16 protein-coding genes are annotated in these 18,811 nt (G+C 70.6%); 4 read left to right on the plus strand and 12 right to left on the minus strand.

The genetic code is table 11. The features are described from left to right. Window positions 1–8 precede the first annotated feature (8 nt). The 3 genes from P8R59_RS02680 to P8R59_RS02690 form a co-directional block, all read right to left on the minus strand. Window positions 9–1,655 (minus strand): ABC transporter substrate-binding protein, encoded by a 1,647-nt coding sequence (locus P8R59_RS02680; protein ID WP_278102601.1) that lies wholly within the window; start codon window positions 1,653–1,655, stop codon window positions 9–11. A gap of 226 nt (window positions 1,656–1,881) precedes the next feature. Further along, on the minus strand, window positions 1,882–3,024 hold the full coding sequence (locus P8R59_RS02685) for an acyl-CoA dehydrogenase family protein (RefSeq protein WP_278102602.1): 1,143 nt from the start codon (window positions 3,022–3,024) through the stop codon (window positions 1,882–1,884). 85 nt (window positions 3,025–3,109) lie between these two features. After that, window positions 3,110–3,985, minus strand: a complete 876-nt coding sequence (locus tag P8R59_RS02690) for a LysR family transcriptional regulator (protein ID WP_077052446.1) — start codon at window positions 3,983–3,985, stop codon at window positions 3,110–3,112. Window positions 3,986–4,164: 179 nt separating this feature from the next. Between P8R59_RS02690 and P8R59_RS02695 the strand changes: the two genes are divergently transcribed. Together P8R59_RS02695 and P8R59_RS02700 are read left to right on the plus strand one after the other, a co-directional pair. Further along, entirely contained in the window at window positions 4,165–4,527 is a 363-nt protein-coding gene (locus P8R59_RS02695; RefSeq protein WP_278102603.1) for a carboxymuconolactone decarboxylase family protein, read from the plus strand. Next, window positions 4,520–5,380, plus strand: a complete 861-nt coding sequence (locus tag P8R59_RS02700; RefSeq protein WP_278102604.1) for a sulfurtransferase — start codon at window positions 4,520–4,522, stop codon at window positions 5,378–5,380. Before P8R59_RS02695 ends, P8R59_RS02700 begins: the two co-directional genes overlap by 8 nt. 1 nt (window position 5,381) lies before the next feature. Here P8R59_RS02700 and P8R59_RS02705 read toward each other — a convergent pair whose 3' ends face one another. Then, window positions 5,382–6,707 (minus strand): flavin monoamine oxidase family protein, encoded by a 1,326-nt coding sequence (locus P8R59_RS02705; RefSeq protein ID WP_278102605.1) that lies wholly within the window; start codon window positions 6,705–6,707, stop codon window positions 5,382–5,384. Between the two features lie 75 nt (window positions 6,708–6,782). Here P8R59_RS02705 and P8R59_RS02710 point away from each other — a divergent pair, with 75 nt between their 5' ends. Then, window positions 6,783–7,415, plus strand: coding sequence for a LysE family translocator (locus tag P8R59_RS02710; RefSeq protein WP_278102606.1), 633 nt, complete (start codon window positions 6,783–6,785; stop codon window positions 7,413–7,415). Window positions 7,416–7,437: 22 nt separating this feature from the next. Here the strand turns inward: P8R59_RS02710 and P8R59_RS02715 are convergent, their stop codons facing one another. Further along, on the minus strand, window positions 7,438–8,229 hold the full coding sequence (locus tag P8R59_RS02715; protein WP_278102607.1) for an excalibur calcium-binding domain-containing protein: 792 nt from the start codon (window positions 8,227–8,229) through the stop codon (window positions 7,438–7,440). A gap of 62 nt (window positions 8,230–8,291) precedes the next feature. Then, window positions 8,292–9,485: a DUF222 domain-containing protein gene (locus P8R59_RS02720; RefSeq protein ID WP_431606874.1), complete on the minus strand. Its 1,194-nt coding sequence runs from the start codon at window positions 9,483–9,485 to the stop codon at window positions 8,292–8,294. Between the two features lie 673 nt (window positions 9,486–10,158). Between P8R59_RS02720 and P8R59_RS02725 the strand changes: the two genes are divergently transcribed. Beyond that, window positions 10,159–10,722: a VanZ family protein gene (locus tag P8R59_RS02725; protein ID WP_278102608.1), complete on the plus strand. Its 564-nt coding sequence runs from the start codon at window positions 10,159–10,161 to the stop codon at window positions 10,720–10,722. Between the two features lie 145 nt (window positions 10,723–10,867). On the opposite strand, the gene P8R59_RS02730 is transcribed toward P8R59_RS02725, so the two are convergent. The 6 genes from P8R59_RS02730 to P8R59_RS02755 all read right to left on the minus strand — a co-directional run bounded on the left by P8R59_RS02730 (window position 10,868) and on the right by P8R59_RS02755 (window position 18,276). Next, window positions 10,868–12,340: an amino acid permease gene (locus tag P8R59_RS02730; protein ID WP_431606875.1), complete on the minus strand. Its 1,473-nt coding sequence runs from the start codon at window positions 12,338–12,340 to the stop codon at window positions 10,868–10,870. A gap of 183 nt (window positions 12,341–12,523) precedes the next feature. Continuing rightward, on the minus strand, window positions 12,524–12,919 hold the full coding sequence (locus P8R59_RS02735) for a hypothetical protein (RefSeq protein ID WP_278102609.1): 396 nt from the start codon (window positions 12,917–12,919) through the stop codon (window positions 12,524–12,526). A 42-nt stretch (window positions 12,920–12,961) separates the two neighbouring features. Further along, window positions 12,962–13,849 carry a UTP--glucose-1-phosphate uridylyltransferase gene (locus P8R59_RS02740; RefSeq protein ID WP_278102610.1) on the minus strand — a complete coding sequence of 296 codons (888 nt, stop codon included), beginning with the start codon at window positions 13,847–13,849 and terminating at the stop codon, window positions 12,962–12,964. 34 nt (window positions 13,850–13,883) lie between these two features. Then, window positions 13,884–15,875: a glycosyl hydrolase gene (locus P8R59_RS02745; RefSeq protein ID WP_278102611.1), complete on the minus strand. Its 1,992-nt coding sequence runs from the start codon at window positions 15,873–15,875 to the stop codon at window positions 13,884–13,886. Next, entirely contained in the window at window positions 15,872–16,603 is a 732-nt protein-coding gene (locus P8R59_RS02750) for an HlyD family efflux transporter periplasmic adaptor subunit (RefSeq protein ID WP_278102612.1), read from the minus strand. Before P8R59_RS02750 ends, P8R59_RS02745 begins: the two co-directional genes overlap by 4 nt. After that, window positions 16,600–18,276, minus strand: a complete 1,677-nt coding sequence (locus tag P8R59_RS02755; RefSeq protein ID WP_278102613.1) for a glycosyltransferase family 2 protein — start codon at window positions 18,274–18,276, stop codon at window positions 16,600–16,602. Before P8R59_RS02755 ends, P8R59_RS02750 begins: the two co-directional genes overlap by 4 nt. Window positions 18,277–18,811 lie beyond the last annotated feature (535 nt).

Genomic DNA, 18,811 nt, shown 5'->3' on the forward strand with positions numbered 1-18,811 from the left:
CGGGAGTCCTACTTCTGCAGGTACGCGGTGGCGTAGTCGGCGATCGCGGCGCCGTTGTAGGTGACGCCCTGCAGCTTCGGGCTCTGGACGTAGATGCGCTGCACGATCTGGGTGATCGGCACGAACAGCCCCTGCTGGAGCACGTACGTCTGCAGCTCGTCGACGGCCGCGGCGCGGTCGTCCTTGTCCGTTGCACGGGCGATGCGGTCGCGGAGACCGTTGAGCGTGGTGTCCGTCTCGCCGAGGCCGAACCAGTCTTCGCCCTTGTTGGCGTTGGTGAGGATGCCGGCGACGGTCCCCACGTCGATGAACGACCGGGTGACCTCGTACAGCGGGGTGTTGGCACCGATCTTGACCTTCTCGCCGAAGGTCGCCACGTCGTAGGTCTGGACCGTGACGTCGAAACCGAGGTCGCCGAGCTGCTGCGAGACCAGTTCGTCGATCGACGCGGACGTGGCGAGGTACGGGTTGGCGTAGAGGGTAACCGCCAGGGTCTGCCCGTCCTTGCTGCGCTTGCCATCGGTTCCCTTGACCCAGCCGGCCTCGTCGAGGAGCGCGGCGGATGCCTCCGGGTCGTACGCGAAGTCGGCGGAGTGGTCGGTCGACTCGGGGACACCGCTCTGGATGAAGCCTTCGGCGGCCTCCCACCCGTCGGTGTAGACGGTGTCGAGGATCTGCTGGCGGTCGATGCCGTGCTGAAGCGCCTGGCGCACCTTCACGTCGCCGAACGGAGCGGCCTGCACGTTGACGGCGTACCCGTTGGTGAAGCCCAGGTACCGCGGGAGGCCCGCGACGAAGCCCTTGTCGGTGAGACCGGCGATCTCGCTCGGCTGGACGTTGTAGATGACCTGGGCCTGGTTCGAGCTCAGCGCGCCGATGCGGGTGCTGGACTCGGCGACCTGCTTGTAGGTGAGCGTGTCGAGGTAGGCGGGGCCGGTGTGTCCGAGGGCCGCGGGGCCCCAGTTGTAGTCGGCGCGCTTCTCGAGCACGACGTCGTCGCCGTCGGCCCAGCTCTTGATGGTAAAGGGACCCGAGCCCGAGAAGTTGTCGAGGTTGCCCTGGTCCTGCTTGCTGAGGGCCAGCGTCTTCGGCGAGACGAGGATCGAGCCGTGGTAGCCGAGGGTCGGGATGAACCCGAGCGTCGAGGCGGAGAACGTCACCGTGACGGTCGCGGCGTCGACGGCCGTGGCCTTCTGGTACGTCTTCGGGAACAGGCCGATGGGGGCGATGCCCTTGTCCGCGCTGCCGAACGCCCAGTAGTCGAGGTTCGCCACGACCGCGGCGGCGTCGAGCGGCGTGCCGTCGGAGAACGTGACGCCCTCCTTCAGGTGCAGCGTGAACTCGGTGGCATCCGTGTTCTGATCCCAGCTCTCGGCGATCCAGGGCGACACCTCGCCCTTGTCGTCGACGTAGACGAGCTTGTCGGTGACCTGACCCCAGATGTTGCCCTGGTAGCTGGAGATCGAGCTCTCGTTGGGCACCCAGCTGGTGCCGAGGGAGTTGATCAGGAAGACGACGTCGCCGCCCTCGGTGGGAGCGGCGTCGGTGGGGGCGGCCGCGGTCGTGGAGCCGGCGCAGCCGGCGAGGAGGGTCAGGGACAGGGCGAGGGCGGCGCCGAGGGCGGCGCGCCGTCGACGCTTCGGGGATGAGGACATGGCTGTGATCCTTGGTCGGGGACCGACCGCCGGGCGCGGTCGGGAACTCTCCAGCGAGTCTCAGCGGGCCGTGGGCGAGCGTCCAACGACGACGGCGGATCGGAAACGATCGGTCCTGGTGATGGATGCCGAAACCCCCGGGATCCGCAGGATTCCGGGGGTTTCGAGGTGTCGAGCGTGGATCCTGCGCCGGCGGCGGGGCCGGCGCGCATGACGCCGTGTTGCGTCAGACTCCGAGGACCCGTCGTCCGGCGGTGAGGAGCGCCTGGTCCTCCTGGGGCGGGTGGACGCGCGCGGAGAAGACGTCGCGCAGGTGGCGCTCGAGGGGGTTGGTGCGGCTGAGGGCCGGGTTCCCGAGCGCGGCCACGGCCGCCTCGACGGCGGCGATCGCCGAGCGGACGATCAGGACCTTCGCCAGCGGAACGCGCGCGACGGCTTCGGGGTCGCCCGCCACGGCCTTCTCGGTCACTCCGTACAGCAGCGTCTCGGCCTGGACGAGCTGCGCCTCGATCTCGCCCGCGACGGTCTGGATGCGGTCCGTGGTCGCGATCGGACGCCCGAGCCCCGCGGGTACGCGATCGTGGGCGAAACGGGTGAAGAAGTCCTGCGCCGCGCGGGCGACGCCGACGTACAGCGCCGCGTGCGTCAGGCCGAGGGCGCTCGCCTGCGCCGCGGGGTCGCGGTACACCCCCGTGAACGGGATCTCGAGGAAGTGGTCCTCCGGAGCCTCGACCCCGTCGTAGACGACGTCGTGGGTGGAGCTGGCCCGCAGGCCCAGGTGGTCCCACGTGGGGATGATGGTGATGCCGGGCGCGTCGCCGCGGACGATGAGATGCCCGACCCGCGGCTCGGGGTCGTCGGTCTTGGCCCACACCAGGTGGTAGTCGAGGCCGGTGCTGGCGGTGACGTAGGCCTTGCGTCCGGTCACGGCCCAACCGTCCGCGGTGCGCCGGACCGTGGTGGCGGGGAGTCCGCCCCGTGCGGGCGCGCCCAACTCGGGCTCGGCGCGGGCGGTGTTGATGGAGACCGGACGCTCCGCGGTCTCGGCGACGACCTTCTCGTACAGGTGCGCCGGCCACACGTCGCGGTCGATCTGGGCGACGTGGGTGGCCACGGTGTTCGCGACGATGAGGGCCACGGAGGGGTCGCCGCGACCGATCGCCTGAAGGATCCGGAGCCGCTCGAGGGCGTCGACCTGATCTCCGCCGAAGCGTTCCCCGAGCACCGCCTGGAAGACTCCCGCGCGGTGGACGGCGGCGAGGCCGTCGGTGGGGAAGGCGCCGGAACGGTCGTAGCGTTCCGCGGTTTCGGCGACGGCGGCGGTGAGGGCGCCGAGGTCGACGCGCGAGAGGGTCGGAGAGGCAGTCATGCTCCCCATGCTCCGCGCGCGGGACCGCGCGCGTCCAACAGCGATCCCCGAACCGCACTCATCGGGCATTCCGATGGTCGGGGGATCACGCCGATACGGCGTGGATGTGACGTCGGACGGCGAAGAACCCGTCGAGGGATGCCATCGCCGCCTGCTCCACGTCGGGTTCGAGCCCGCGCCGCGTGATGAGCCGCACGAAGATCCGGCCGAGGTCGGGGAAATCGCGCCGCACGACCAGTCCCGCGGGCGCGCGGCCGGCGGTGGGCAGGACCGCGATGCCGAGACCGGCACGGGCCGCGGCGATCACGCCCTCGAGGCTTCCGGACTCGGCCGCGATGTCGACGCGGGCGCCGATGTCGCCGAGCTCCTGGAGCGCGCGCTGCCGCATGCCGCACGGCTCGATGTAGGCCACCAGCGGCACGGCCTCGCCGTGTCCGGGCGGCTGCCAGGAGGGCGACGCGTACCAGTTCAGGGGCAGCTCGCCCACCTCGACGCCGGCGACGGTCGAGCCGGTGTCGAGCACGACGGCGAGGTCGATCGTGCCCTTGGTCACGGCATCCGTCATCTTCGTGGAGCGATCGATGTGGAACTGTACCTGCCGGTCGGGGAACGCACGTCGGAGGGTCCCCAGGAGCTCGGGCAGGATCTGCTCGGCCGCCGTCTCGGTGGAACCGACCACGATCGTGCGGGCGCGCGTGACGTCCAGGCGCGCGAGGGCTTCATCGTGGACCGCGAGGATGCGCCGGGCCTCGGCGAGCAGCTTCTCGCCCGCCAGGGTGAACCGGGCGCGCCGACCGTCCCGCTCCACCAGCGGCTGCTGCAGCCGCTTCTCGAGGGAGCGCACGTGCTGACTCACCGTCGGCTGCGACATGTGCAGGGCCACGGCGGCACGACCGAATCCTCCGCACTCGTCGATGGCGACGAACGTGCGGAGTTGGATGATGTCCAGAGTCTCGGCCATTCCTGGACGATAGACGGCCGGGTGCCCCGCCCGCTCGGCGACGGTCACGCGCGTTCACATGGCATCCATCGGGCGCGACGATGAGTGCTCATCACAGACCCGGCATTGCTGACCGCCGGGCCGCCTTCCTAGGCTCGGACGGTGCGCCATCCGACCGGCGCCGCCACGAGGAGTGAGAGATGAGCGACTTCTTCGACCGCGAGGGAGACCGCGCCTACACGCGCGACTACAAGGAGACGACGCCGGATGTGCTGGCCGCGTTCACGGCGTTCAACGACAGCGTGTTCGCTCCGGAGGGGCGCGAGATCCCGCTGAAGTTCCGCGAGCTCATCGCGCTCGCGGTCGGGATCACGACGCAGTGCACCTACTGCATCGACGCCCACTCGCAGGCCGCGGTCCGCGCCGGGGCGTCCAAGACGGAGCTCGCCGAGGCCGCCTGGGTCGCCACGGCGATCCGCGCCGGCGGGGGGTTCGCGCACGGCCGGCTCGGGTTCAAGCTGTCCGGCATCCACGAGGCCGAATCGGTGCACGCGCATGTCTGACGTCCTGGTCACCGCGACCGAGCTGCACGACGCTCTCGCCGCTGGTCGATTCGCCGACGGCGGTCCGGTCCGAGTGCTCGACGTGCGCTGGCGCCTCGACCGTCCCGACGGGCGGCCCGAGTACCTCGCCGGACACATCCCCGGCGCGCAGTACGTCGACCTCGACCACGACCTCGCCGCGCACGGCGAGCCCACCGAGGGGCGGCATCCGATTCCGCCCGTCGAAGCGCTGCAGGAGGTCGCTCGGCGCTGGGGCATCGACGACGGCGACACCGTCGTCGTCTACGACGACCTGAAGAACCTCTCGAGCGCGCGCGCCTGGTGGCTGCTGCGGTACGCCGGCGTCGCCGACGTGCGCCTGCTCGACGGATCGCTGCGGGCGTGGACCGACGCCGGCTTCGAGGTGGAATCCGGGGATGCCGTCGCCCCCGCGCCGGGATCGGTGACCCTGGCCTACGGCGCTCTGCCGGTGCTGCCGCTCGAGGACGTGGCCGGTTTCGCGGACGGGTCGCTCCTGCTCGACGCGCGCGCCGGGGAACGGTACCGCGGTGAGGTCGAGCCGATCGACCCGCGCGCGGGGCACGTTCCGGGAGCTGTCAGCGCGCCGACGACCGAGAACGTGGGGGCCGACGGGCGGTTCCACGATCCGGAGGCGCTGCGCGAGCGGTTCGCCGCGCTCGGTGCGACTCCGGGGGCCGAGGTCGGCGTGTACTGCGGGTCCGGCGTCACGGCCGCGCACCAGGCGGTGGCGCTGACCCTCGCCGGGTTCACGCCGCGCGTGTTCCCCGGCTCATGGAGCCAGTGGTCGAACCACCCCGAGCTCCCCGTGGCGACCGGCCCCGAGCCGCGCTGACTCAGGTCCAGAGCTCCTCGATCGGCACCGCGCGGCCGAGCACGTTCTCGGCGGCGCGGTGCCCCGACAGCAGAGCGCCGGGGACGGTGGCGGGATCGTCGCCCCACGTCGCTTCGCCGGCGAGGTGCAGGACACCCCCGACGGGTACGGCGAGGTCGTCGTGGTCGGGGCCGACCGAGCCGGGCTTCATGTAGCTGTACGACCCGCGCGAGAACGGGTCGTCCTGCCATCGGGTGACGACGACGCTCTCGGGCTCGGGAATCGCGTCGCCGTACAGACGGCGCAGCTGCGTCATCGTCGAGGCCGTGATCTCCTCGTCGCTCCAGTGCCGGGTGGCGACCGCTGCGGGACCGGCGGCGAAGGTCAGGAGAGCCGCTTCGTCGTGGATCCGCCCGAGGTCGTACCAGGAGTGCCACCACTCCCCCTCGTCGCCGAACTGACGGATGCCGTAGACCCCGGCATCCCAGAACTTCTCGGGGAAGCGCAGCACGACCTTCTCGAAGGCATTGGATGCCAGGACCCCGAGCACCCGCTGGTGCGTGTCCGGCAGCGGCGGCGTGATCGTGACGTCACCGGACTGCAGGACGCCGATGGGGAGCGTGACGACGGCGCCGGCACCGTGGAAGGTTCCGTGGTCCGTGGTGACGGTGACGCCGTCACCGGACCAGTCGACGGCCGTGACGACGTGCTCGAGGCGGACGTCGAGACCCTCGGCGAGGTGGGTCGCGAGTTCGTCGTAGCCGCGCGGGAAGACGACTTCGTCGCCGTTGACGGTGTCGTCGTCGAGTCCGTGCGCGCCGAGCACCGTCATGTGGACGCCGTACTGCTCCTCGGCGCGGCGGCCGTTGTACTCGCGCACGCGCTGCGCGCGCTCGGGCGCCCAGTCGCGCCCGGCGAGGGCCTCCTCGACGACGTCGGCGTACGTGGCGTCCGGGGCCGAGCGGGCGATGATCTCGACGAGGTCGGCGTTCAGGGCGCGGACGTCGGCGGCGAACGCCTGCACCTCCTCGGGTGCGAGGCGGGCGGCATCCGGACCGAAATAGGCCAGCGGGCGACTGTCGGGCTGGTACCCGCCGACCGTGAACTCGGCCATCGGCATGCCGAACGCGCGCGCGGCCGCCTCGACGGGGCTGTCGTCGATGCCGTGGATCCAGGACGCCCCGCGGTCGGTGACGTGGTGCCCGTCGCGCTGCGAGTGGACGCGACCGCCGACTCGGTCGCGGGCCTCCACGACGACGACGTGATTGCCCTCGCGAGCGAGGAGACGGGCGGCGGACAGACCCGCGATTCCCGCTCCGACGACGACGGTGTCGAACTGCTCCTGCATGACGGCTCCCTCGGGTAGACGACCGTGTCACGAGAGTAGTCCGAGCGGGGGGTCTGCCGACGTTAGTGTGAGCGCATGATCCCGTGGGAGAACCTGGTGGCGTTCGCGCTGGCCTCCGTCGTCATCATCGTGATCCCGGGGCCGAGCGTGCTGTTCGTCATCGGCCGGTCCATCGCGCTCGGTCGCCGCGCGGGCGTGCTCAGCGTGGTCGGGAACGCCCTCGGAACGATCCCGGCCGTGCTGGCGGTGGCGTTCGGGGTGGGGGCGATCGTGGCCTCGTCGATCGTGGCCTTCACGGTCATCAAGATCGCCGGCGCGGTGTATCTCGTCTGGCTCGGCATCCAGGCCATCCGGCACCGTGGAGACGCGGCGACAGGTGCCGTCGGCGGCCCCCGATCGTCGTGGACTCTCCTGCGCCAGGGCATCGTCGTCGGCATGACGAACCCGAAGACGATCGCCTTCTTCGTCGCCGTGCTCCCCCAGTTCGTCTCACCCGCGGCGGGACCCGTGTGGGCTCAACTGCTGTTGCTGGGGCTGCTGTTCGAGGTTCTCGCCCTCCTGTGCGACAGCACATGGGCGCTCGCGGCGGGCACCGCGCGCGAGTGGTTCGCCCGCTCACCGAAGCGCATCGCGGCGCTCTCGGGTGCAGGCGGTGTGATGATGATCGGGCTCGGTGGGACGCTGGCGCTGACGGGCGCGAAAGCGTAGAGGACGGAAGTGGCGACGCTGCTCATTCGCAGCCGATGCCGTCCCCGTCCCTGTCGAGGCGGGAGCTGTAGCCGGGGTCGCCGCGGCGAACGGGTGCGGCACCTGCGTTGCGCGCCTCGGTGCAGTTCGCGTAGGAGACATTCTCGGTGGTCGATGCCTCCTGCACCGGCGTGGACTGAACGGGTTCGGTGGACGCGGGGATCTTGGCTTTCAGGTCGGCGATCTCGGCCACCCGCGCGTCGAGATCCGCTTTCGCGGTGACGGCGGCCGCTTCGAGGGCGGTCACCTGCGCGGTCGCTGCCGTGAGCTTCTGCTCGGCAGCGGTCGCGCGCGCCTTCGCAGCCTCCAGATCTTCGCGAGCAGTGTCGACGGCGTCTTCAGCGGTGTCGACAGCGCTTTCCGCATCGGCGACCTCGCCCTCCAGCGCGCTCACCTGCGCCTTCAGCGTGTCTCGTTCGCCCAATGAGCCGATACCTCCGCTCGCGGTACCGAACAGCAGTCCGACGATCAGCCCCGCCCCGACGAACACGGCACCCGTGCGACGCCGCATGACCCCGGGCTGCCGGACCGGCTCAGCGCCATCGCGGGCAGCCGCTGCGTGTCCGGGCAAGGCCGCCGTCGCCGCGTCGACGACCGCCGTGGCGGCCTCGTCGCCGTCGAACCACCGCGTTCCGTCCCACCATCGTTCCTCGCCGTTCGCGTGCGCCGCCGGATACCAACCGGCCGCGGGCAGCCCGGAATCCCCCATGTGTTCTCCCCCGAGAATTGGACCGTACAGTCCTGTGCGGCGCGTCGGATGCGCGCCCTCGGGCACAGCATGCCAGTAGACGAGGACCCTCGGTCACCTGAAGGATCGAACGCGCACAGCAGGCCGGATCACGACGCGCTCTCCGTGCCGTCTTGCTCGTCCTGCATCTCCCAGGGGGGTGTGTCGTATTCGAACCGGACGCCGGGCGACGGAGTGGCGGGTGGGTAGGGATCGGGGGTGTGCGTGTACGTGCGGCCGGTCGGGGAGGTCCATTCCAGGACCCCCGCGTCGCCCTGTCGCACGGTCCATCGCGTGAACTGCTTCTGGGTGTGGTGCCGCTGGCACAGGTGCGCGAGGTTGGACACGCGGGTGGCGCCACCGAGGTGGTGGTCGAGGGTGTGGTCGACCTCGCTCCGGATCGCGGGAGTGATGCATCCGGGCCACCGGCAGTGCCGGTCACGGGCGCGGAGATGCCGGTCGATCGCGGCGGTGCGCGCGTAGGTGTCGGTGTGCAGCACCGCGCCGGAGACGGGGTGGGTGATGACGCGGTCCCACGGCACGCTCGTCGCGTCCGCCAGATCCCTGGCCAGGGCAGTATCGATGGGGCCGCGCCCCACGAGCTCGGCGGGGGAGGTGGCCTCGCGCGCGGGGTCGAGAACGGTCAGCGCGGGGACCACGACCTGAACGCGGGCACGAATCCTCCCGAGGGTCCCCGGACCGTCGCCGATCCGCGTCGGATCGATCGCGGGATCGGCCGTCAGGAGCATGTCGGCGAACACGTCCGCGCGCACCTGGTCCACTGACCGGGTGTCGGGTGCCTTCGCCGAGCCGCTCGAGCCGACTGGCCCCCACGAGGCCGGGCTCCGGGGCGTCATCGCCCGGGCCGTCGCCGCCTCGTCGGGGCGGGCGTCGACGATCACGCGGGCTTGCTGCGTCAGCCGGTCGAACACCGCCTCGGCCAACACCGTCGGCAACGTCGCGATCAGATCCGACATCCCCTCCACCCCGGGCACGATCCGCACACACCGTCCTTCCCGCGCGGCCCGATGACGCTCGGTGATCGTCCGCGGCTGCAACGCCTCGGACGCGATCGTCAGCCGAGACTTCAGACGCCCGGGGCTCGACACCTCACCCGCCAGCGCGGCGGCGAGGGCATCGAACTCGACCCGTTTCTCCGCCGGAAGTTGCATCCCGACCTCGGCGATCACCCGCACGTGCCGCCGCGACACGGCCCCCGCTTCCCAGGCGGCCACCACCTTCGGGAACGACTCCACCAGGGTCATCGCCTCGTCCACGTCGCGCTGCACCGCCCGGTCCGACACCCGGCACGCCGCGGCGATCTCGGACGCGACTCTCGCAGAGCCATCTCCGCCGCACGCCCCGACGCCCGCGTTCTCGACGACGACTCCAGCACGAATCGTCCTGCCGCCGCCAGAGCACGCACGCGCGCGACCTCGGCCGCCGCGACCACGGCCTCGGCCCGAACGACCTCCGTCACCAGCACCGAGAGCACTCTCACATCCCCCGACGGGCCTGTGCCTGCGGGCGCACCGGCGACGGGACCCGTGGCCTGGGGCGGCGGAGCACCCGCGGACGGTCCGGCCGCAGAAGCTGCACGGCCTACCGGCGGTTCGGCATCGCCCCCGGCGGCGCCGGGCGGAACATTCGAAGACATGTTCTAACGATATCCGACGACATCGACATTCCCCAGGCCAGAGGGCATATCGGTGGACAACTCACGGCGACGGGCGCCTGTGTAGAAGCCGTCGACGCGACGCGGATCGCACACAGAAGACATCCTGACGAGGCCCCGCCACCCGCCCCACGCTCACGCCCCGGAACGGTCTCACGGCACGCCCCACGCCCACGCTCCGGAACGGTCTCACGGCACGCCCCACGCTCACGCTCCAGAACGGTCGAACGGCCCGCCGCACGCGCGGCAGTAGGGTCGAACGGCCCGCCGCGTCCTTCCGACGCATCCACCTCGGGAGGCTCGTGGACGTCGTCACCTCCATCGCCGACCGCTACGGCACGGTCGTCGGGGTCACCGTCCTGGTGGGCCTCCCCCTCGGCATCCTCGTCGCCGTCCTGCTCGCTCGTCGGAGGATCCGACGGGGATGGTCGCCGCGGTGGGCACGCCGCTCCGCCGCCGCCGAGGTCGGGATGGCGCTCGGGACCGCGCCGTGGGTGTGGATGATCATGACTCCCACCGGCGGGGCGGGCGGCATCCGTCTCGTGCCGTTCGGAGACCTGGCTGCAGTTCTGTCGGGCGGCGACGCCGTGATCCAGGTGGTCGGCAACCTGCTGGTGTTCGCCGCACTCGGCGCACTTCTCCCGGTGCGGTTCCGCCTCGGGCCGCCCCCGCTGGTCGTCCCGCTCGTCTTCCTCATCGCGGCGGCGTGCTCGAGCGTCCTGGAGATCCTCCAGCTCCTGCTCCCCCTCGGGCGCGTCACGTCGACCGACGACGTCCTGGTCAACGCCTTCGGCGCTGCGGTCGCATCGCTGCTCTCGTTCGCCTGGTGGCGGAGTCGCTCGTCGCCGCGCGCCGCTCACCCCTGATCGCGCCGCGATATCGCCGCCCGAGCCCGCGCGTCTCCGTCGCGCCGCTGCCCACCGCCCCGCACCCCGGCGCGCCGACACCCCACCACCCCGGCACCCGCCGCCGCGGGCCACCGCCGCCGCGGGCCACCGCCGCCCGCTCGACTCAGTCGACCTCGTCGACCGGAGCCTCTTCGTTCACCGGCACGGGCCGCGCACCGCGGCGGCCGTACCGCACCCAGAAGTAGCCGTAGCAGAGCAGGACGAACGGGATGCCGAAGTACAGCGCCGGAGCCTGATCGGGGTCGAAGGCGATCGCGACGATCGACGCCGTGAGCAACACGAACGCGAGGATCGGCACCACAGGGTAGAAGGGCGTGTGGAAGGGCAGGGTGGCGACGTCTCCCCCGCCGCGGACGAACTGCCGCCGATGGAAGAACTGCGCGGCGACGATGGACATCCACACCGCGACGGCGGCGAAGCCCGCGATCGAGACCAGCACGAGGTACACCGTCTCGGCCGCGATGACGCTCGAGATCAGCGACACCAGTCCGATCCCGAGGCTGACCAGGAGCGCGACGATCGGGATGCCGCGGCGGGTCAGGCGGGTGAACGCGCGCGGGGCGTAACCCTCCTCGGCGAGCGAGAACAGCATGCGCGCACAGGAATACAGTCCGCTGTTGCCGACCGAGAGGAGGGCCGTGATGACGACGAAGTTCATGATGTCGGCGGCGTACGGGACGCCGACGTACTCGAAGACGTCGACGAACGGGCTCGAGCTGAGGCTCGCCCGGTCGTAGGGCAGCAGGGCCGCGATCACGGTGATCGACAGCACGAACAGCACGAGCAGACGCAGTACGGTCGACCGCAGGGCGCGCGGGATGTTGCGACCCGGATCCTTCGTCTCGCCCGCGGCCACGCCCACCAGCTCCGCACCGCTGAAGGCGTAGAACACCGCCAGGGAGGTGATCAGGACTCCCCCCAGCCCCGCGGGGAGGACGCCCTCCGGAGTCAGGAAGTTGCTCAGCAGCACCGCCTCGTGCGGCTCCGGCGACAGCGGCGTGAATCCGAAGATCGCCATGCCGCCCAGCACGATGAGCGCGACGATCGCGACCACCTTGATGAGGGCGAACCAGAACTCCGTCTCGCCGAACACCCGGGCCGAGATCGCGTTGAGCGTGAAGAGGACGGCGGCGAAGACCAGGCACCACACCCACACCGCGACATCGGGGAACCATCTCTGCATCAGGATCCCGGATGCCGTGAACTCCGACCCCAGTGCGACCACCCAGCACAGCCAGTACAGCCACGCCGTCGCGAATCCCGTGGCCGGTCCCATCGTGCGGGCCGCGTAGACGTGCAACGACCCCGACACGGGATACACCACCGCGAGCTCGCCGAGGCACACCATCACGAGCCACACCACGAACGCGCCGAGCAGATAGGCGAGCACGGCCCCCAGGGGCCCGGCCTGCTGGATCGTGTACCCCGAGCTGAGGAAGAGTCCCGAGCCGATGACGCCGCCGAGGGCGATCATGACCAGGTGCCTGGCATCCATGGCTCGACGGAGCGTGCGCGGCGGCTCCGCTGTCGCGGCGGCGTCGCGGGGCAGGGGCGACGAACCCGAGGAGGAGGTCATGAGGGGGGAACTCGCAATCGTGGGACCCGGCGGAGATCACGCGCCGGCGCCGGCGCTTCCAGAGCAGTCACGGCGCAGGCAAGAGTAATGGATGCCGGATACCCGCGGTCGCGCCGGACTCGGGAGAGCCGCGGTCACAGGGGAACCGGACCGCCCGGACGGCGCCGCGTCCCGCCCTGCCCCTCAGCGCCGCCGGCGCCGGCCGAAGACCGCGAACAGTCCGCGCGCGACCATCGCCACGACCGCACCGACTCCCAGCGCCGTCGCGACGATCACGCCCTCCCGGCCCCCGAACTCCCGCGTCCCGTCCGGCGTCCGATGATCCGCACCGAGACGGGTCAGAGCGTCGCGGCGCTCCAACCACGGGTCCACCGGCCCGCCGCCGCACGTCTGCACGATGGAGGCCAGGGTGCGCACCGAGGGCAGACCGCGACCGAGGAACGCGTCCGAGAGCACGGTGCGCGACACCCCGCTCTCGGACTGCAATCGCGAGAGTGTCGGGTTGCCGGCGGACACGCGCAGCAGCCGCAGATCGGACGCCAACCGCGCCACGGAGTCCTGGCCTCGAAGTCCTGTCATGCCCTCGCCCCGTCGATCGTTCGGAATCGTGTCGTCGCCGCCTCAGAGGCTCGCGGCGAACTCTCGGATCCATGGCCGAAGTGCAGGTCCCAGATCATCGCGTGCGGAGGCGAGCTGGAGGATCGCCTTGACGTAGTCCACCTTGTCTCCCGTGTCGTAGCGCGCGCCGGAGAAGACCACGCCGTAGACGCCGCCCGCGACCTCCTCGTCGCCCTCGGCGGCGATGACCTGGAGGGCGTCGGTCAGTTGGATCTCCCCGCCCTTGCCCGGCGGCGTGTCCTCGAGGACGTCGAAGACGGCGGGCTGCAGCACGTACCGGCCGATGACGGCGTATAGGGAGGGCGCGGTTTCCGCGTCGGGTTTCTCGACGAGACCGGTGACACGGACGACGTCGGCGTCCGCGGTGGGTTCGACGGCCGCGCAGCCGTAGAGGTGGATCTGCTCCGCGGGCACCTCCATCAACGCGATCACCGAGGTGGAACGCTGCTCGGCGACCGCGATCATGCGGGACAGCAACCCTTCGCCCTCGCCGATCAGATCGTCGCCGAGCAGCACCGCGAACGGCTCGTGTCCCACGTGTCGCCGAGCTCGCAGGACAGCGTGGCCGAGGCCGCGCGGCTCGCCCTGCCGGACGAAGTGCACGTCGGCGAGAGTGGAGGAGCGTTGCACGTGCTCGAGCTTGACGGCGTCGTTCTTGGTGGAGAGGGTGTGCTCCAGCTCCGGAACCGCGTCGAAGTGGTTGCTGATGGCGTTCTTGTTGCGTCCGATGATGACCAGGACGTCGTCGAGCGCGGCCGCGACGGCCTCTTCGACCACGTACTGCAACGCGGGCTTGTCGACGACCGGCAGCATCTCCTTCGGGATGGCTTTGGTCGCCGGCAGGAACCGGGTGCCGAGTCCGGCGGCGGGGATGACGGCCTTCGTGATCATGGTGTGGCCTCTCGTTCGAGTGGACGGGATGGGGTCAGTCGTGGGTCAGGATCCACGCGAGCAGGTAGCTGCGGGAGTTCGCGGAATCGATGCGCGCGTCGGGGAGGTCACGCGCGTTCTGGAGTGCGGCGGCGGGATCGACGGTGGCCTGGAGCATGATGACGTAGTCGATGAGCGGCAGCTCGAGGGTTCCGGCATCCATCACCCCCGACACCAGTGCGGCGCGGCGCTCGGCGTCCGGGAGGAACGCCGTCGAAGGAGACATCGGAATGAGCTCGATCCCGAGGATCGCCGACGGCGACGCGTCGAAGAACGTCGCGTAGTCACGTTTGCCACCCCAGTTGAGCGCGAAGAACGGGGCCGTCATGCCGGTCGGCATCTCCGCACCGAGCCAGTATCGACGGGCCGTCTCGGTCTCGACGCTCAGCAGCGCCTCGGCCTCGGCGCGGAGGTCGTCCTGATCGGATACCTCCGCCCACAGCGCGAGTCCCGCCCAGGCGTTCACCGCCTCCGAGGCCGACTCCTGATTGTTCCCGTCGACGAACGGCACCGTGCCGGAGGCCCAGGAGTGACCCTCGTATTCATCGAACACGCGCCGTGCCGGGAATCCCGGAACGGCCACCGGCGCCGCGAGGTCGAGCGCGATGACGTCGGCCATCGGCCGGTACCTCTCGACGAGGTCGGGATCACCCTGCGCCACGACGCCGAGCGCGTAGAGGAAGTATCCGTAGTGGAAGTGGTGGTCGTTGAACTCGTCGGATCCGTACGCCGGGGCACGCCCCGTGATCCCGCCGAGCACCGGGTCGTACACGAAGCAGCGGTCGCTGCGCCCCTGGCATCCACGGGGGTCGAGCCACAGGTCCAGCTCCTGCTCGATCCCGGACTTGAGCGTCGCCGCGACATCGTCCTGCCCGAGGTCGACGGCGAGACGGTAGAGCATCGCCGCCCGGTAGAGCTCCTTGCCCCCGGAGTAGGAGTCCGTCGCCACGAACGGGCGCTCGGCGTCCACGGCGATCTGCGCGCGGACGCTGTCCTTCTCGTCGTCGGTCAACGAGTCGACATCCAGCCCCGCGACGGGGTCGACGCGCGGGACCTCGAACGTGAAGTCCCGCCCACCCACCAGGGTCGACGGGCCGTAGATGGTGTCGTACGCGGCCCCGAGGAGTCCCGTCGAGATCTGCTGATGCGGGCGGGCGGCGAAGACGGTGTCCTGGTCGACGTCGAAATGGAAGGTCGTCACCACCGACTCGCTCTCGACCCGGGTGGTCGCCTCGGTCCCCGCCAGCGGGACGGCACCGGCCACGAGCCGATCGATCACGTCCGAGCTCGCGCCGGAGGGGAGCGCGAGTACCGCGAGCGTCCCGCCCGCCGCGACGGAGAATCCGCTGCCCCCGAGCACGGCGTCGGTGCCGACGACGAGGTACGCCACCCCGTTCACCTCGGTCCGCCACACTCCGGACGACGTCTCGGTCGGCGTCGCGCCCCCCAGCCCGATCTCCTGCGCCGTCGTCGCGCGGTAGAACGCGTAGGGCCACCCCTGGGCGAGGGTCAGCGTGCCGACCTCCGCGTCTGCGGTGCTGTAACGGAAATCGGCCGACAGCGCGTCGATCCGCGACAGCACCGTGGATGACCCCGACACGTCGAACCGCAGGTCGGCGACGAACGAACCGAACACCGACGAGGGCGTGACCGCGACGCGCGGCAGCCCCACCTCGAAGGAGGACGCGGTCGGACGCACCGCCAGCACCCCCGTGTACACCGGACGTTCGCCGCCGCCGAAGACCGCCGCACCGACCCAGGAGTTGGTCGGCGGCGCCACCCCCTCGGCGAGACGTGTGTCACCGGCGTAGGGACCGGGCAGTCGGGGGAGATCGGCGGCCACCTGCGCCGCGTCCGTCGCCCACGCCGGGGCGGGCGTGGCGTCGACGGTCGGGGACTCCGGCACCTCCGGGACGCACCCGCTCGCGGTCAGCCCGACGGCGACGAGGATCGCGGCCGCCGCGACCGTCCGGAGGCGCCGACTCACCGGAACCCCCCGGGGACGAAGAGCTTGCCGACCTGGCGCACGACCCAGGATCCGAGGTCCTCGTCGCCGCGCAGCTCGAGGGCCGCGGCCACGGGCGCGCCCGCGAACGCCACCGACGCGCCGCCCAGGCTCTCGTCCCGCGCCACGACGACGACCTGCGGCTGTCCGTCGCGTTCCTCGCCGACGTGGAACTCCGTCAGAGCGAGCGTGCGCGAGGTCCCGTCCGGCATCCGGACGTCCACGTCGCCGCCGACCTGCATCCGGGCGTAGTCCCGGGCGTTCATGGGGAAGGACGCCTCCAGGTGAAGGGTGTTCGAGATGCCCACGACGGCGATGATCGAGTTGCCCGGGACGAACGACCCGATGTTGGCCTCGACGTCGCGGACGATGCCGTCGGCGACGGCGGTGAACACCAGCACGTCGTCTCCCTCGACGCGGTAGCCCACGCCCTCGGGGTTGAGCCGCGAGGTCTGCAGCGACTGCTGCAGGGTGGAGCTCTGCAGCCGCAGCAGCTCCTGTCCCTTCACCACGGGGGTGCCCGGCTGGATGGACATGGATGCCACGAACCCGGCGTAGGCGGTCCCGACGCTGTAGGTGTCGGAGACGAGGGTCGCCTCCGATGCGCCGACGCTCAGTGCCCGCTGGTTGGCGTACATCAGTCCGCCGAGGGCGACGGCCAGCACGATCACGGACGACAGGATGAAGCCGCCGATGCGGAGGAACTTCACGAGACCACCTCCAGGGGGTCGAAGGTTCGACGCCGCGGCGCGGTCTGCAGCTGGCGACGGTTGCGGGCGCGGCGGCGGTCCTGCTGCTGCTCGCGGAACGCCACGATGATGAGACCGCCCAGGGCGACGGTGTTCACGACGTTCCAGAAGAGGGCGACGGACAGTTGCCCCGTCCAGTCGAACTTCCAGACGCCGACGAGGGTGGTCGCGAGCAGGAACAGGAAGAAGAGGCTCTGTACGCGGATGTAGAGGAAGGGCGAGGTCCGCGCGCCCGCCCCGGTGACGTGCCACGTCCCGGCACGGCCCGTGACGGCGTTGAACAGCGCCTTCGTGTAGATCGGGAACGATACGGACGACAGCAGGAGGGTCTCCCAGCGGAACGCGCCGATCGTGAAGAACGCCATCACCACCTGCATGACGTAGAAGCCGCAGTAGAAGAGGATCCACTGCCCCAGGGGAACTCCCATCGACATGGGCGTGATGTCGAGGAAGATCTGCAGCGGCGGCAGCAGGAGGAGCGCCAACGGGATGACCCCGTTGAAGTAGAACGTGGCCGTGGCGAAGTACTGCAGCCGCTGGTCCATCGTGAGCGTGCGGCGCGGCGACAGCGGGTTGTGCGTGAGCAGGATCTCGAACGCCCCGGTGGCCCAGCGCACCTGCTGCTTGCTGAAGGACTCGATGCGGTCGGGCGTCTCTCCCGTCGCCAGGTGCAGCGGGATGTACACCGAGGACCACCCGGCCTCGTGCAGGAGGATCGAGGTCCAGATGTCCTCCGACTTCGACGCCGCGTGCAATCCCCCGATGCTGTCGACGGCCGCACGGCGGAACACGACGTTGGTTCCCACGCAGAACGCCGAGTTGAAGCGGTTCTTCCCCGGTTGGGCGAGCGCGTAGAAGACCGTCTGCATGTAGGCCGACGCACGAGCGATGAATCCGTCGATGTTGCCGTAGACCTGCGGGGTCTGCACGAACGCGACCCGGTCGTCGGCGAAGAACGGCATCGTCTCCTCGAGGAAGTTCGGTTCCGGCACGAAGTCCGCGTCGAAGATCGCGAAGTAGCCACCGTCGAGCTGCTGGAGCGCCGCGTTGATGTTGCCCGCCTTGGCGCCCTCGTTCCCCTCGCGGGTGCGGTATCCCGCCCCCAGCCGCGCGGCCAGTTCGGCGACCTCCGGGCGACGCATGTCGTCCAGGACCCACGTCCGGTGGGCACCTCGGAGCGCGACGCACGCGCGGACCGTTCGCTCGAGCACCACGAGGGATTCGCCGTAGGTCGGGATGAGCACGTCGATGCCGACGCGCACATCGTGAACCTGCACGTCGGGGTTCTCCGGGTCGCCCGTGAACAGGCTCGCACGCGCCGCGTGGTAGGCGAACCCTCGGGGATTGTGCGTGGAGGAGAGCGCGGTCCACAGGCTCAGGAGGATCTGCAGGATCAGGAAGCTCTCGCAGACGACGACGATCGTGTAGGGAAGCGGATCGCCGACGTTCGCCGGGTTCAGGAGGAACGCCGCGTACAGCAGGCACCCGATCGTCGCGAGGACGACGAGCAGGATCAGCGACGGCGATTGCACCGTGCCGTCGCGGAAGATCTCGGATCCGGCCGAGATCCGGCTGGATGATGTGCGGTGCGTGCGCCGGTGGACGTTCCGCCGGCGCTCTGGGTGTCGGGCCATCGCCATTCCCCTCGGGTAAAGGGGGTACAGCGAAACAGCGCATTGACGCAGCGCGTGACACGGCCCCCCCAGCCTGAACGGCGGGCGACCTCGGGCGGTCGCACGCCGTCGTCGTTCTGGTGACTGTAAAGGAGCGCGAGACGGAAGAATTCACCCTCCGTCGACATTCCGGCCACTCTCCGGTCGCGCGACCGGCAGCAATCGTCACCACCGCTCTGCGAGGGTTTCGCAAATGATGCCCCTGATCTGGGTTTCCTCGGACTCGCCGACGCGGAGTTCGGAGGACGCATTCCGATCCGGGAATGTCACCCGCATGTCGTCCGACTTTTCCGGAGACGTCCGATCCGAACGGAAGCGGAGTCGCGCGGGGTCATCTGCCGCCCATTCTCCGACTCGTGAGCTCGCCCGGACACCCCTCGCGAGCCGAGCACGAGGCCGCTCGCGTGCGGTCGTCGCCGTCTGATGAGCCGGTGATGAGGAAGCTATGAATCACGAAAAGGTAACGGCATCCTCTTCCCTGGCGTTACCTCACCGT

This window comes from Microbacterium proteolyticum, assembly GCF_029639405.1.
Classification (GTDB): domain Bacteria; phylum Actinomycetota; class Actinomycetes; order Actinomycetales; family Microbacteriaceae; genus Microbacterium.